10 protein-coding genes and 1 pseudogene are annotated in these 14,774 nt (G+C 61.1%); 1 reads left to right on the forward strand and 10 read right to left on the reverse strand.

Annotation, left to right across the window (positions count from 1 at the left end):
• Positions 1-8: 8 nt before the first annotated feature.
• From QEP15_RS25825 to QEP15_RS25835, 3 genes are all read right to left on the reverse strand, one after another.
• Positions 9-1,007, reverse strand: a complete 999-nt coding sequence (locus tag QEP15_RS25825) for a Bug family tripartite tricarboxylate transporter substrate binding protein (protein ID WP_280148250.1) — start codon at positions 1,005-1,007, stop codon at positions 9-11.
• Positions 1,008-1,125: 118 nt separating this feature from the next.
• A complete protein-coding gene (locus QEP15_RS25830; RefSeq protein WP_425285973.1) occupies positions 1,126-2,610 on the reverse strand; it encodes a sensor histidine kinase in 1,485 nt (494 codons plus the stop codon).
• The gene (locus QEP15_RS25835) at positions 2,600-3,277 is read right to left on the reverse strand and encodes a response regulator (RefSeq protein WP_280148251.1); all 678 of its coding nucleotides are present in this window, start codon (positions 3,275-3,277) and stop codon (positions 2,600-2,602) included. Before QEP15_RS25835 ends, QEP15_RS25830 begins: the two co-directional genes overlap by 11 nt.
• 489 nt (positions 3,278-3,766) lie before the next feature.
• On the opposite strand from QEP15_RS25835, the pseudogene QEP15_RS25840 reads away from it, so the two are divergent.
• Positions 3,767-5,145, forward strand: a pseudogene (locus QEP15_RS25840) (ClcB-like voltage-gated chloride channel protein).
• A gap of 57 nt (positions 5,146-5,202) precedes the next feature.
• On the opposite strand, the gene QEP15_RS25845 reads toward QEP15_RS25840, so the two are convergent.
• From QEP15_RS25845 to QEP15_RS25875, 7 genes are all read right to left on the reverse strand, one after another.
• The gene (locus QEP15_RS25845) at positions 5,203-5,676 is read right to left on the reverse strand and encodes a GNAT family N-acetyltransferase (RefSeq protein WP_280148252.1); all 474 of its coding nucleotides are present in this window, start codon (positions 5,674-5,676) and stop codon (positions 5,203-5,205) included.
• Between the two features lie 16 nt (positions 5,677-5,692).
• Complete coding sequence (locus QEP15_RS25850; RefSeq protein ID WP_280148253.1) at positions 5,693-6,451, reverse strand: DUF6708 domain-containing protein; 759 nt, start codon at positions 6,449-6,451, stop codon at positions 5,693-5,695.
• Between the two features lie 246 nt (positions 6,452-6,697).
• Complete coding sequence (locus QEP15_RS25855) at positions 6,698-7,504, reverse strand: DUF6708 domain-containing protein (RefSeq protein ID WP_280148254.1); 807 nt, start codon at positions 7,502-7,504, stop codon at positions 6,698-6,700.
• A gap of 133 nt (positions 7,505-7,637) precedes the next feature.
• Positions 7,638-8,441: a DUF6708 domain-containing protein gene (locus QEP15_RS25860; protein ID WP_280148255.1), complete on the reverse strand. Its 804-nt coding sequence runs from the start codon at positions 8,439-8,441 to the stop codon at positions 7,638-7,640.
• The gene (locus QEP15_RS25865) at positions 8,441-11,713 is read right to left on the reverse strand and encodes a T6SS effector BTH_I2691 family protein (protein ID WP_280148256.1); all 3,273 of its coding nucleotides are present in this window, start codon (positions 11,711-11,713) and stop codon (positions 8,441-8,443) included. Before QEP15_RS25865 ends, QEP15_RS25860 begins: the two co-directional genes overlap by 1 nt.
• Positions 11,710-12,657 (reverse strand): hypothetical protein, encoded by a 948-nt coding sequence (locus QEP15_RS25870; protein ID WP_280148257.1) that lies wholly within the window; start codon positions 12,655-12,657, stop codon positions 11,710-11,712. Before QEP15_RS25870 ends, QEP15_RS25865 begins: the two co-directional genes overlap by 4 nt.
• Positions 12,654-14,726 carry a type VI secretion system Vgr family protein gene (locus tag QEP15_RS25875; RefSeq protein ID WP_280148258.1) on the reverse strand — a complete coding sequence of 691 codons (2,073 nt, stop codon included), beginning with the start codon at positions 14,724-14,726 and terminating at the stop codon, positions 12,654-12,656. Before QEP15_RS25875 ends, QEP15_RS25870 begins: the two co-directional genes overlap by 4 nt.
• Between the last annotated feature and the right edge of the window lie 48 nt (positions 14,727-14,774).

Consider the following 14,774-nt stretch of genomic DNA (forward strand, 5'->3'; position numbering starts at 1 on the left):
GGGCTGGCTTACTTTTTGATCAGGCCAAAGGTGTCGGCGAGTTCGCCGTACTGCTTGACCTGGTTCTTCACGTAGGCGTCCAGTTCGGGGCCGGTCTTGTTGAAGGGGAACAGACCCTGCTGCTGGCGCAGCTTGTCGAACTCGGGCGCGGCCGTGGTCTTGTTGAATGCGTCGACCCAGAACTGGTAGTCGCTGTCCGACACCTTGGGACCGACGTAGAAACCGCGGATGATGGGCCAGACGATGTCGTAGCCCTGTTCCTTGGCGGTGGGCACCGAGCCCAGCTTGCCCGGCAGGCGCTGGTCGTTGAAGACGGCCAGCACGCGGATGGGGGCGCCCCCCTCAAGCATGGTGAAGGCTTCGGCGGCGTCGCCCATGTAGGCCTGGATATGACCGCCACGCAGCGCCGTCACGGCTTCGCCGCCGCCTTCGAACGCGACAAAACGCATCTTCTTGAAGTCCACGCCCGCCGCCTTGGCAGTCAGCGCCGCCTTCATCCAGTCCTGGCTGCCCACGGTGCCGCCCGCGCCCAGCACGATCTTGGTCGGATCCTGCTTGAAGGCTTCCATCAGGCCCTTCAGGTCGGTGTACGGCGAGTCGTTGCGGACCACGGCCACGCCGTAGTCGGTGCCGATCGCGGCCAGCCAGCGCACGTCGTTGACGTTGTACTTGCCGAACTTGCCCTGCGCCAGGTTGAGCAGCGAGCCGCCGGAGAACGCGACGATGGTGCCCGGCTCGTTCGGATGCTGGGCGACGATGTTGTTGTACGCCACGGCGCCGATGCCGCCGGGCATGTAGACGATGCGCATCGCGCTCTTGAGCGCGCCGCTCTGCTTCAGGCCTTCGGTGGCCAGGCGGCACGTCAGGTCGAAGCCGCCGCCGGGCTGTGCCGGGGCGATGCATTCCGGACGGCGGGGCTCGTCGGCGGCATGCGCCGCGCCGAGGGACAGGGTAATGGCGCCGAGCGCCGCCAGGGCTGCGATGCGCAGCTTCAGACTCGTCTGCATTCTTGCGTCTCCAGGATTTATAGGTCTAGGTATCGCTGGCAGCGGCGCGGCGGCGGTTGATCGCATCCCACGGCTCCAGTGGACGCCACCGTACAAAATCGAACCTTTCCATAACCTTTCAATTCCGGCCGATTTCGTGACGCGGCGCAGCATCCGGGCCCGTTTCCAGGGAAAACACCAACGCCGCCCGCAATCCCGGCTGCCCATTCCGGTTCTCCAGCACGAGACGCGCCCCCAGGATTTCGGCAATCGTGCCCACGATCGCCAGGCCCAGGCCAGCGCCGGAGGTGTTCTTGCCCGCCGCGCCCCGCCGGAACCGCACGCAGGCCCGGGCAATGTCCTCGTCCGACATGCCGGGACCGTCGTCTTCCACGGCAAGGCGGGCCTGTCTGGCGTCCGCGTCGATCCGGACAGTGACCACGCCGCCCGCGGCCGCATACCGGATGGCGTTGTCCACCAGGTTGCTGACCGCCTCGCGCAACAGCCACTCGGCCCCGCTGACCACGACAGGCCTGCGGTCGGCTTCCAGCCCAATGTCCAGTTGCCGGGCGCGGGCATTGGGTAATTGGGTACGGATCACCGCGTCCGCCAGCTCAACCAGGTCCACCTGTTCGGGTGCCGAACCGCCTTCGGCCAGCGAGGCGTCTTTAGCGCGCGCCAGGGCGAGCATCTGGTTGGTGGTGCGTACGGCCCTGTCCAACCCCTCTTGCATCGCCAGAAGGGCTGTACGGACCTCCTGGGGGTCTGTTTCGCGCAGGGCATAGGCCATCTGGGTCCGCAAAACCGACAAAGGCGTGCGCAACTGATGCGATGCGTCGTCCAGGAACTGCGCCTGCACCCTCCCCAAGGCCGCAAAACGGGCCATGTGGAGATTTATGGCCGCCACCAGGGGTAGGACCTCACCTGGCATCTCGGACGCGCTGACGGGGCTTAAATCGTCTGCAGACCGGCCTTTGACTTCCTGGCGCAGACGCTCCAGGGGACGCAAGGCCATGAAAACGCCTAAAACGATCACCAGGACGCTGATGAGAACCACGGCAAGGTCCCGCTCCACCGAGCGCACCAAAACCTTGTGAAGGAACGCCTGGCGGCTTTCCAGGCCCTCTGCGACCTGCACGATGACCCGCCCGCCCTGGTTGGCGTACAGCGGCGGATCCATGGGCCGCGCCAGCGCCGCCACCCGGACGGGCTGCCCCTGGTAGGTTGCATAAAAAAACCGCGGCTCGCCCGACACGAGGGGCTGGTCCGGCAGGGGTAGCCCGGGATGGCCGATTTCGGCCAGCCCGTCTTCGGTCGCCACCCGGTAGAACACGCTGCCATTGGCCGTCAGCTCGAAAAATTCAAGCATCAGGTAGGGCTGCTCCATGGCTAATCCACCGCTGGCTGTGGATATGTTGTGGTCGATCGCGCGCAGCGCGCCGGCGAGAGACCGGTCATAGGCAATGTCGACCTGGTTGCGCAACTGGTGGTTGGACAGCCAGAGCGCGCCCATCATCACGAACACCAGGGTCGGAATCAGCCACCAGAGCAGTTGCGTCTTGAGGGTCCGGGCGCGTTTTTTTGCTGAAAAATCAACGCCGTTTTGCGGACTTCTAGTTGTCAACAAGGCTCTCCAGGCAATACCCCATGCCGCGCATGGTCACGATTTGCACACCGGTATCCGCCAATTTCTTGCGCAACCGGTGAACCAGAACCTCGATGGCTTCCAGGTTGACGTCCGCATCGTCGGTGAGGATGCGGTCAAGGATCTGCTGTTTGTTGATGGGTTCACCGCTTTTCTGGATCAACACCCGCAGTACCGCGTGTTCACGTGGGGATAACTGCAAAGGCTGTCCGCTGACGGTGAATTTTTGCGCGGAAGTTTCAAAAACCAGGTTTCCCAGCGTCAGGCGGGGATGTTCGCGGCCGCGGCTGCGGCGAATCAGGGCAATCAGGCGCGCCTCCAACTCTTCCACAACAAAGGGTTTCGGCAGGAAATCGTCCGCGCCTTCGTGAAGTGTTCCGATCCGCTCGGCCAAGGAATCGCGCGCGGTCAAGACCAGCACCGGCGTACGGTCGTCCCGCGCGCGAATCTTCGCCAGCAAAGCATGGCCATCCATGCCGGGAAGTCCCAGATCCAGGATCACCGCATCGAAATCTTCCATGGCCAGCCTTCTTTCGGCGACCAGTCCGTCATCAGCCCACTCCACGACGAAGCCGGCATGTCTGGCCAGGCTTCTGGACAGCCAGCGGGCAAGTTCAGCTTCATCTTCGATCAAGAGGATACGCATGGACGCAGTCCGGGGGGCGGTGGATGGGCGGAATGGGAAAGCATGTTTGGCTTTTCCTTTTTTTTTCTTTATATAAAGACTAATGATTAATAAGGGCTGTGGATAACTACCTTAACCTTGAAAACCTCTTTGCTTTCATTGCCTTGCGTCCGTTTTTGCCTGTGCAAGAACTCTGTGTGGGAAAAAAGCTGAAGTTGGACAAGATTTTGGACCTCGTCCGAAACCCCTGCTTGTTCAACTTGCCTCCACAACATGTGCACAACAGCGCTACTTAGGAGTTATCCACAGGCCTCTTCTGGCAACCGAGCCTTGAAAAGGGCCCTTTTACCCCGGAAAACCGCCCTTCGCCTACCCTGATTTTTGCCCTTGCAGCGCCTCAAAACGGGCCGCTAAGCGACGTTCGGAATCGGGGATTCGAGGGGAGACGCGTACGGACCGCTGACGGTGAACTGAACAAAAAGTGAGCAGAATCCGCCGTAGAATCCGGCCATGGATAGCGACTTGAAACTGCGTCGACCGGCCTGGGCCAGACGGTTGAGACGCGGACTTTTGGCAGAAAATCTGGCCTTGACGTTGTGTGCGGCCGCGTTGGTTGGCGCGCTGGGTGCGCTGTCAACGGTGGTGTTTCGCGAACTGCTGGGCTGGATGCAATTGTTGGTGGGAGGCGGCGAGGTTCCCAACGGCATGGTGTCGCTGGCGCGGGGACTGGATCCCTGGCAGCGGTTTCTGATGCCAGCGGCCGGGGGCGCGATCGCCGGCCTGATCCTGCAGGCGCCACCCGATGGCTGCCCCGGCGCGGGGCCGCCGACTATATGGAAGCCATTTCCATCGGACGTGGCGTCATCGGCTTTCGCCAGACGGTCGCGCGCAGCCTGTCCTCCATTTTTTCGATCGGTTCCGGCGCATCCATTGGCCGCGAGGGGCCGATGGTGCAACTGGCAGCAATGTGCGCCTCGTTGACGGGCCGCTATCTGGTGCTGCCGCCCCGCCATCTCAGGCTGCTGGTGGCCTGCGGCGCCACCGCAGGCATCACCGCGGCGTACAACGCGCCGATCGCGGGCGCGGTGTTCATTTCCGAAATCGTGTACGGCGTGATTTCAACGGCGACGCTGGTGCCGCTGGCCGTCGCTTCTGTTGTCGCCAACATCGTGACGCGGCAGGTGCTGCACTACGACGCGGTCTTTCAGATGCCGCATTTCGAGTTTGTGTCCGGCTGGGAAGTGATCAATTACTTGGGACTTGGCCTCATCGCCGGCCTGGCCGCACCCCAATTCCTGCGGTTCCTGGACTTGTCCCGCGCGGCGTTTCGCCGGTTGCCGTTTCCGATCTGGGCCAGGATGGCGGCAGGCGGGCTGGTTGTCGGCGCGCTGTCCGTGATCGATCCCGCGGTGTGGGGCAACGGCTACAGCGTGGTGAACAGCATGCTGCATACGGATTGGGCATGGCAGGCGGTGGCAGCCCTGCTGCTGCTCAAGACATTGGCCACGGCGGCCAGCGTCGGGTCCGGCGCCCTGGGCGGCGTCTTCACGCCGACCTTGTTCGTGGGGGCGGCGCTGGGCGCGTTGTACGGGACTGCGCTGCAGGGCCTGTTTCCGGCCGGCAGCCTGTCGGCCGTGTCCAGTTATGCGGTCGTGGGAATGGGGGCGCTGTTGGCGGCCACCACGCATGCGCCGCTGATGTCGATCTTGATGATCTTCGAGATGACGCTGAGCTATGAGGTTATGTTGCCGCTGATGCTGGCATGCATGACGGGATACGTGATTGCACAGCGCATCCGGCCGGCGTCCGTCTATGCGAAATCGCTGGCGAACAACCGGATTTCCGCTCACCTGATGGCAAAAAAGGGTAGACCGATAAATTACGAGTAAAAGCTCATATATTCGGTTTGTCCGTTCTTGTGCGGCGGGTAGCGCTGCAAAATCCCCTTATATAAGGGGATTTTGCATGAAAACGCGGTTCAGTCCGATCTCCGTGGCGCGGTGCGTTTCCGCATAGCCGCGCCGCGTGTAGATGGCGATGTTCTCAGTCATCGCTTCCTGCGTGTAAAGCCGGATACGTGAAAAACCTGCGCGGCGCGCGGCGTCTTCGGCCCATTGCAGCAGTGTCCGGCCGTGCCCTTTTCCTTGCGCGGTTGGCGACACGGCGATGTTGTCCAGCAGCATGCAGCCGTCGACGGGTTCTGGAATCAGCACGATGAGGCCTTCGATGCCAGCGTCCGATTCCAGCACATGAACCACGCCTTGCGCGACGCGCGCCGGATAGTCGTCCAGCATGGGGCCGGGCGTGGCGCCGTTGCGTGCGATGTAGGGGGAGTAAGCCTCGCGGACGATGTGCTCGATGCGGGCGACATCGGCCGGCGTCGCGGCGCGGATACGAAAAGGGGTGGGATTCGTATTCATTACGACGCGCCTCCGGTCATTTTTCCGATGCAAAAGCGATAGATGCAGTCTGACCGGTCGAATCTAGCACGGAGTCCACGTCCGGCGCCGTTCGTGATTCAAGATCCATATCCGCTGGCCACTGGACTCTGGGAGCCAGGCGCAAGGCGATGTTGTAGGGAGCGACGTCGTTGGCGTCACGCGGTTCGGCGTGATCGGGGTCGAGGCCGTTGATGCCGTTCTGCATATAGGCGCACACATACGCCCAGAAGTTGGAGGTGTTGGCAGCGTCGGTGTTTAAGTGAAAGCGCGTCACGACGTTGTTGGTGCCCGGTTCCACCACCGCGATGGAGACGCCTTCCTTGATGATGAGCCCTCCGCCTGGCGTCGCGCCACGGACTTTCCATTTCTCTGCGCGCAGATCGTCCCAGTCATAACTCGCTGTCGTCACGTACCCGCGCTCGAAGGGGTTCCACCAGACTGAATGGAAGTCATAGACGTATACCTTGCGGCGTAGACGGTTGAAGCGAAGCGGGAGATCGCGGGGTGGGGACACCTCGGAACGGTAGATAACACAAGCCACCCAGGCGTTGACGGTAAGTGTGCTCACGTGCAGCAGAAAAATACCCGCAACTTCAAGCATGCCCCTCCCTGCCGCCGAACTTGCTGAAAAAATGTCCCATACCGCGAAAAGTATAAGCAGGATGCACATCAATCCGAGCAGTAGTGAAAGGAAGAAGCAGACACCGCGGATACTCGACGTATTTCGAGCGAACTCGACATATGTCTCATCCATATTCGTTGGCGCCTGCCATAGCAGCGTGGGGGGCTCTTCGATAGGGGCACTAGGGCTGGGGAGATCGCGTTGCCAGCCGACGCAGGGGGGATTCAGTTGAGGTCTGGCCATCAGCGCTTCTTCGTAATATGCGCGGCGGCGAAGCCTGAGTGCATTGACCGGACGCATCGCGGCTGAGAAGCTGAGGCAGCTGGCAGGCGAAAGGTTCCTTCCAGACAGCGAATCAAACTTCGGCCTCGACAGTATTCATGGTGCGGTTCGTGATTCAAGATCCATCTCCGCGGGCCACTGCACCTTAGGGGCTAGACGCAAGGCGATGTTGTAGGGAGCGACGTCGTTGGCATCACGAGGTTCGGCACGATCGGGGTCGAGGCCGTTGATGCCGTTCTGCATATAGGCGCACACATACGCCCAGAAGTTGGAGGTGTTGGCAGCGTCGGTGTTTAAGTGAAAGCGCGTCACGACGTTGTTGGTGCCCGGTTCCACCACCGCGATGGAGACGCCTTCTTTGATGATGAGCCCGCCGCCAGGCGTCGCGCCACGGACTTTCCACTTCTCTGCGCGCAGATCGTCCCAGTCATAACTCGCCGTCGTCACGTACCCGCGCTCGAAGGGGTTCCACCAGACTGAATGGAAGTCATAGACGTATACCTTGCGACGTAGGCGATTGAAGCGAAGCGGGAGATCGCGGGGTGGGGAGACCTCGGCACGGTAGACTACAAACGCTGTCCAGCCGCCGATCAGAATTGTCCCGACGACCAGTAGCAAGATGCCTGCAACCTCAAGAGTGACACTCGTGGCCCTCGCACTCGTCGCATAAATGTCTTTGGCGGCAAAGCCTACGTGATAAAGAATTGTCCAAGCGATGAGCAGCAAAAAGTAAAAGCAGACTCCGCGAATGCTCGACGTGTTCCGAGCGAACTCGACATACGTTTCATCCATATGCGTGGGCGCTTGCCACAGCAACAAGGGCTGCTCGATTTGGGGGGAATTGGGACCCGGCAGATCGCGCTGCCAGCCGACGCAGGGGGGATTCAGTTGAGGTTTTGCCATCAGAGTTTCTTAGAAATATCGATGGCGGCGAAACGGGAGTTCGCCAATCGAATGTACCGAGGCTGTGGAGCTGCGGCGGGGTTTCGAACGGCCGCTTCTGGAAGGTGAATCCAGTCTTCGGCCTCGACAGCCTTCATGGTGCGGTGCGTGATTCAAGATCCATATCGGCTGGCCATTGGACCCTAGGGGCTAGGCGCAAAGCGATGTTGTAGGGAGCGACGTCGTTGGCATCACGAGGTTCGGCATGATCGGGGTCGAGGCCGTTGATGCCGTTCTGCATATAGGCGCACACATACGCCCAGAAGTTGGAGGTGTTCGCAGCTTCGGTGTTTAAGTGAAAGCGCGTCACGACGTTGTTGGTGCCTGGTTCCACCACCGCGATGGAGACGCCTTCCTTGATGATGAGCCCACCGCCCGGAGTCGCGCCGCGGACTTTCCACTTCTCTGCTCGCAAGTCGTCCCACTCGTAACTCGCCGTGGTGACGCATCCGCGATCGAAGGGATTCCACCAAACTGATTGGAAGTCATAGACGTAGACCTTGCGACGTAGGCGATTGAAGCGGAGCGGAAGATCGCGGGGTGGGGAAACGTCGGCACGATAGAAAATGCATGCTGCGTAAGCGCACAGGGCAAGTGTCATTACGTCTAGAAAGACAATTCCAACAATCTCACCCAGGGAGCTGAAAGCCGCAGCAGTCGCATAAGAATGCGCTGCGGAAAAAATTACATGCTTGAGACCCACCCATGCCATAACCAGTGAGAAGTAAAAGATCCCACCGCGAAGGCTCGACGTGTTCCGGGCGAACTGGACATACGTTCCATCCATATGCGTCGGTGCCTGCCATAGCAGCATTGGGGGCTCGTCGAGCGGGTCGTTGGGGCCGGGAAGATCCCGTTGCCAGCCGACGCAGGGGGGATTCAGTTGAGGTTTTGCCATCAGAGTTGCTCCGTGATCTCGATGGCGGCGAAGCTTGAAATATCGTTTTTATCTGGCCAGTACGCCACAACCAAAGTTGCCGATTTGATATTGTTGAGGGAATCCAGCCAGTACCGACCGCTAAGGATTGGCCGAGAGGTGGTTGGTTTAGTTTCACTGTCCAGTGTGTAATCCGGCTTATTCAAGATGAAGACAGGCATGACTGGGGCTGTATCGTTGATCTGCCCTGACGCCATGACATGGGAAGACAGTTGGGGGGCACGTTTGGCGCCTTGTGCTAGACCAAAACGCTCGGTTGTAAGCGAGAAGTGGTATCGGGATTGTTCGGCATCAAATCCAGGCAAAATTGCGCTGTAAAAAAGCGCTCTTTTTTTCTCTACAGAGCCTCCGTTTTTTAGGATCTCTATGTCTTCAATGTAGAGCTCGTCTAAAGGCCTAACCCGGGTTTCAACAGTGAACTGGAGGTCGACATCCATCCCGAGGACTGCGGCATTGAGTGCAGCGGTGGCGACGTCCATGTCTTCCGGATCTCGCCAGCGTTCACTGCTATCAGCACGGCCGAAGTAGCAAAGCCGAGCCCATTTTTCTAATGCGTCGGACTCAAGGCTTTTCGCTAATTTCAGTATCGCGAAAGCGACTAGTCCGACGGCGATACCTGCACCCAACGCTCCGAACAGCGCGAGCGACCCCGCAACGCCCCAAAGAGTCAAGCCTGTCCCGAAAATCGACAAAATACCGGAGAAAATGTAGGTTTTTGCGACGAATGCATCACCAGCCTTTGACACGCGTACAGCCGCACGAAAACTAACACCGGCATCCGCAATCCCCGCCAAAGCCGAAATCGCTCCCCCCACCATCACCATCTTCGAACCCAACCCGACGACGCGCGTGAGCACGGGAGTTTTCTCCACACCCCAGCGCAGCACGAACCCTCGGGCAGCGTCCGCCGGTACCTTGATCGCCAGACCGGCGGCTTCAACACTCGCTCCCATGAAGCCCAGCGCCACGCTATAAAACGCCGCCACAGCCTCCGGATGCCGGGCTCCGACTTTCGCATCCAGGTCAGCTAACGTGCTTTTCAAGCTGTCCTGCAGAAAATACAGGCCGATGAAAGACAAGCCACCATCCACGCTACCCACGGCCAAGCTCTTCAGGCTTGCAAAGGTGCTGCTGACGACGCGACGGGCCCCCGCCGCGCCAACTTGCAGGCCCTCGAGCACCGCGGCGGCAGCGGGTTCCAGATTCTTCAGGCCGGCGTTGACCTGGCGTAGCGCAGATTTGGCTTCTCTGTTGATCTCTTGCCCAAGCGCGCCAGCAGCCTGCCTGATGTCTTGCGCGCCCTCCTTGGCTTCGCGGCCGAAATCCAGGATGCGCTTCTTGACCTCTTCTGCCGTTCCATGCGCCCATAGCGTGACGTCGATGAGCACATTGCGGACATTGGCATTCGGGATGGTGATCAGACTGCCCAGCAACATCGCACGTGCCCGTTTGCCGGCGGCCTTTTGGGCGGAGTTGGCGTGCTCGCGAATCTCGCTCGACAGCAGCTCGAAGCACTCCCCCACGGTGAGCTGGATGGTGACCTGGGTGAACTTGGCCTTACCGTACAGCCAGGCGGCGCCGGACTGGAGGTCGTCTAAAGCCGCCTTGGCGCCGATGCTCAGGGCGTTTTCGAGGCGATTGCTCGCATCGTGAATGGCCGCCAACAACTGATCGGCAGATTCAACAACGAGCGTCCGGCGCCAATCGCTTCCCTCCTTGCTGGTGGCGACCATTTTTATCGCGTCATAGTATTTCTTGCCTGCCTCCGAGGGCATCGCGTTGGAGAACAAGGGTTCGAACGCCTGCTGCAAGTCGGTGTATTGCCCATTGAGCGCGATGTAGGCCGGACTACCTGCGTCGGACAGCAGGTCTTTCCATGCCCTGCTGCTAGGGCCCAACGCTTGCGGCGTGGGCTTTTCGCCTGGTTGGCTCTCGTCCGCCGGTGTTGTCTGCTGTGGCGGGGCATCCGTGATGCCGCCCGCGAGACAAGCCGCGGTGGTGCTCAGGCGGCATTGCTGCGAACGCGCATCGGCGTCCGCATAGTCCAAAGCCATGATCCGGCGCCAACTGGCGCCAGCCACCAGATCGGCCCAGTCGGTTGCATAAGCGTCGATCTGCTTTTGAAAGCGGCCGTCTTCCTTGTCGTACGCATCCTGAAAAGTCTTTCGCCCTGCAGGGCCGGTTTCCCAGTAACGATCTTCTAGCCGGGCCATGCGACGCCCGGTCTCGCGATTGACCACGCCAGCACGTTGTTGTGCGGGGTCGTGGAATACGGGCGGGACGCCGGATTCGCTGGACGTCCAGTAGTCGCTAGGTGGCGGCGGCGGCGGGTGTGCAGCCTCTACTTGCTGGGCGATGTAAGCTTTGATTCCGAGCAGGCACTGCGAGGTGAGGTAGGCATACCGCCGTGTTGGCTCTTCACGCCACCGCTGGCGCATCGTGTTGACAGAAAGACGCAGGCTGTTGAGCTCTGCAGCCATGCCCACCGGATCGGGCAGGATGAGTCCTGCAACCCCCTTCGCAAGCCCATGCTGCTTTTCGAGCATGCGCAGTTGCGCATGCATGGCTTCTAGGCGGGCATGACGGGGATGCCAGTCATGAACGCTACCGAAGTCGCGCGTGCCAATGGCGTACTCGGCGACATGCTGGGCAAGATCATCACCGTGCTCAAGGGCAAGCGCCTGGTCGCCACCAGTCGGATCCTGCTTGAGCGTGATCAGATTGATCACCCTGAACCGCTGCCGATAATCAGCGGGCAGTGCCTTTCCATCAGCGTGCTTGCCGGTGCGGTAGGCATCGAGTATCGCCTTCGGCCAAGGGTCCTGTGAAAACGCGATCCAGGCCTGCTTGTGCGCTGCGGTGTCGATGTTGATGAATGCCGAGCGCAGATCGTGTCCGGCGTCCAGGCAAGCTTTGGCTAGGGGCTCGGGCGCCGCCCGTGGCATGGAGAATGGATTGAACTGGCGCAGATAGCCTTCCGGGGTGACCTGATAGGCATGCCAGATTTCTTTGTCCAGCAGCACATAGACATACCCCTGCCGCAATACACGCAATGCGGTCTGAATGGATTCGTGACTCAGTGCGCCATGTTGCTTGAGTCCGTCTGTGAGCGGCATGACTGCAAGCCGTAGCGGCAGGATCGGTAAGCCGGTACGTTCACACGCGCTGCACGTGCCGGTGGGATTGGGCGCCGCCTGGCGCCGGGCCTGGGTCAGGGTCTTGCTGATGCTCATGTGTAGTTCGCGGCGGGAGGTAATGACGCAACGATGCGCTGCCACGCAAAGTCGTCGTAGTTGTCAAAACGCGCTTGCAATGTGGACTGCCCTGCGACGGCGGCTTGGATGTCGTCCTGTATTTCTGGATGCCGTGGCAGATGGGGATGAATGAAGACGCGATGCATGCACAGGTCGATGATGTCGGCGCTCAGGCGCAAGCGTGAGTTCTGTGCGTCACGGATCATCCGGAAGGCGTGCACGGCGGCCTGGGGCGGAAGAATCGTGGGGCCACGCCAGCGCATTGGGGCATACGTCACGGGGAATCGGAGCGCGGCGCGCCAGACATCCAGGAAATCGCTGACGAGCGGTGCAAGTTGCAGTGCCTGTCGAACGAGTGGAGGGGCATCCGAGCCGGCTTCGGTGGGGGAGCCGCGAAGTAAGGTGAAGGCGCCCCAGCTGGTCGGGCAAAGCCAACGTTTGACGGGCCACAGCAGAGCAGGAAAGGCGTGTTCCATTGATGCCGCGAGCAGTTCAAGCCGCAATGGCTCGAACCACGGCGTCGTGCGTTTCCCGGCGATCGGCGCGATGACATCCAGGCAGCGCGCAGCCAAGTGATCGGCGAGCGCAGCGAGGGATTGATCACTGGTCAGCCATCCGCACACATAACGCTTTTTATAGCTGGCATCATCACGCGCGGAACGTTCGGCGGCGGCGAGCACAGAAATGTCCACGGCACGTTCTGGCGCGGCCAGCTGTATAAGCGCCGGGCACGCGTCGGGCGTATGGGCAAGGTCTGGCCGGATGACGCGTGCGATCGCCTGTTCGCCCAACGCGTGGGTTAGCGACTGAAGGCTAAGGGGATCTTGTGGCTCGCACGGCGCGAGCGGGTCCAGCAAGAGGTAAAGATAGTCGCTGGGGGCGCGTTCGAGACGGGCAAAAGCTTGTACGACGCTCTGCATCATCTGGCGCGCTCCAGACAATCAGAAAGTGCGCCTTCCAGAACCTCGCAGCCCAGAGCCAGTTCATTTCCGCCGCCGCCCCCCTGCATCTTGAGCGGACCTTTAACCTGGATGGAGATAGCGTCAAGGGTTATGCCGGTGCTATCTATTCGAATGGTTCCACCCGGCCCTTTAATGATGAGCGCTTCTCCAGCATGCAGAGAGTAGTCCCTTGTCCGACGGCGGATGGCCTGGCCCGCCCGCAGTTCCGCTCGCCCCTCCACGCTCTGCTCCTGGTGCCCGCCAATACTCACCCAGTGATTGGCCGCCGTCTTGTCGCGGCGGTTGTTGCCCACTTCCTCGGTGCGGTCCTTGCCGGTGTAGAGGGTGTGATTACGTCCCACCGTCAGGAAATCGTCCCGCCCAATGTCGTGCCGCCGATCCTGGACGATGTTCACCTGCTCGTCATTGCCCACGGTCTCCGTGCGGTCGTGGCCGATGGTGATGGCTTCGTCGTTCTCGACCTGCTCGCTGCGGTCGTGACCCACGAACGTCGACTCGTCGTGGTTGACGTGGATGTTCTGGTCCTTCTGCGCGTGGACGTAGATTTCTTCCTGATCCTTCTCGTCCTCAAAACGCAGTTCGTTGTACCCCTCGCCTTTGTGGGTCTTGGTCTTGATGGTCATCCGCGTCTTGTGGCGCGGCTGTTCGTAGGGAGGCAATTGCAGGCGGTTGTAGACTCGGCCGGTGATCACGGGTTGGTCGGGATCGCCGTCGAAGTACGAGACGATGACCTCTTGTCCGATGCGGGGAATGGCCATGTGGCCCCACGTGGCGCCAGCGATGTTCTGGGATACGCGTATCCAGCAGGAGCTGTGTTCGTCCTCCTTGCCGAGACGGTCCCAGGGGAACTGGACCTTCACGCGGCCGTATTCGTCGGTGTAGATCTCTTCATTGGGTGGGCCGACCACTACGGCGTTTTGCGGTCCGTCGATGCGGGGCCGGGGCAATGGCTCTGCGCGCCACTCGGCGTCGTCCGGTACCAATTCAGCCTCGTAGTGGTATCGAGTCCCTGACGCGGAATCGGCGCATTCCTCGGCCTGGCTCGTGTGTTGGATGCCGCTGTGGACGATGCGGACCGGGCGCCATCCGCGATTCATGTCCTCGCGTGGGTGCCCGGCCAGCGTGAAGGAGATGCCAGGCTGCAAGCGCGGGTCATCGCCTTCGACCAAGGCGATGCGCGCGTCGCGCCGATGCCCGCGCAGGCGATTCTCGGCGAAGGGCTTGCCGGCCTCGTCGAACTTGGCCCGGGCGGGGTAGTCGTAGCGCTCGTAGCGGCGGCCTTGATGGTCCAGGTCGCGCCCATCGCGGCTGTGCTGGTGGGTATAGCGCGGATGGTGAAAAGTGTAGTCGCGCTGCGTCTGGCGCGCGGTGCGAACGTTCTCGGTGTAGGTGAAGCGACGCAGCGCAGGCTGCGGCTGATCGCCGCCGGGCATGGGGTTGTATTGCACCGGCGCGTCGCCGACGCGGCCGTGAATGAAGAGGCGATCGCTGTGGACAAGTTGATGTCCTTCGGCGCCATGACGGAAGGAATAGAAGAAGCCTTCCTCACGCATGATGCGTTCGACGAAGTGGTAGTCCGTATCGCCGGCTTGCACGCAGTACTCGCGGGACTGGTGCTCGGTGGTGCTGCGCTGCTCGTAGGCCTGAGTGATGCCATGCGCCTTGAGCACGGCCTCGGCGATCTGTGGAACGGTCAGCGCCTGGAAGATCCGCCAGTCAGAACTGAGCGCGAGGCGTGCCAGACGCGGTTCGACGACAGCCGAATAGCGCGTGCGCCGAAAGCCGGTTTCGCCCTGGACGAATGAAGACACCGCGCCGTGCACGTACCGGACAGGCATGTCGCCGTGCCAGATGGTAAGCAGCGCAGCGCGGTCCAGCACCGCGCCGAAATCGATGGCGGGATTGGCGCTGGCCAGTTCCGCTTGCAGCACGAAAGGCTCGGACAAGCCTTCCTGGAGCGAGAACTCGACGACCTCGAAGGGCTCTTCGCCAATGGCGAACGTGAAGCGAAGATCGGATTGGGTAGGCATGGCGAGCTTCCGGTTGGGACAGACCGCTCGGGTCGTCCTTGGTGCCAA

It is taken from the genome of Achromobacter mucicolens (assembly GCF_029866465.1).
GTDB classification, from domain to species: Bacteria; Pseudomonadota; Gammaproteobacteria; order Burkholderiales; family Burkholderiaceae_B; genus Achromobacter; species Achromobacter mucicolens.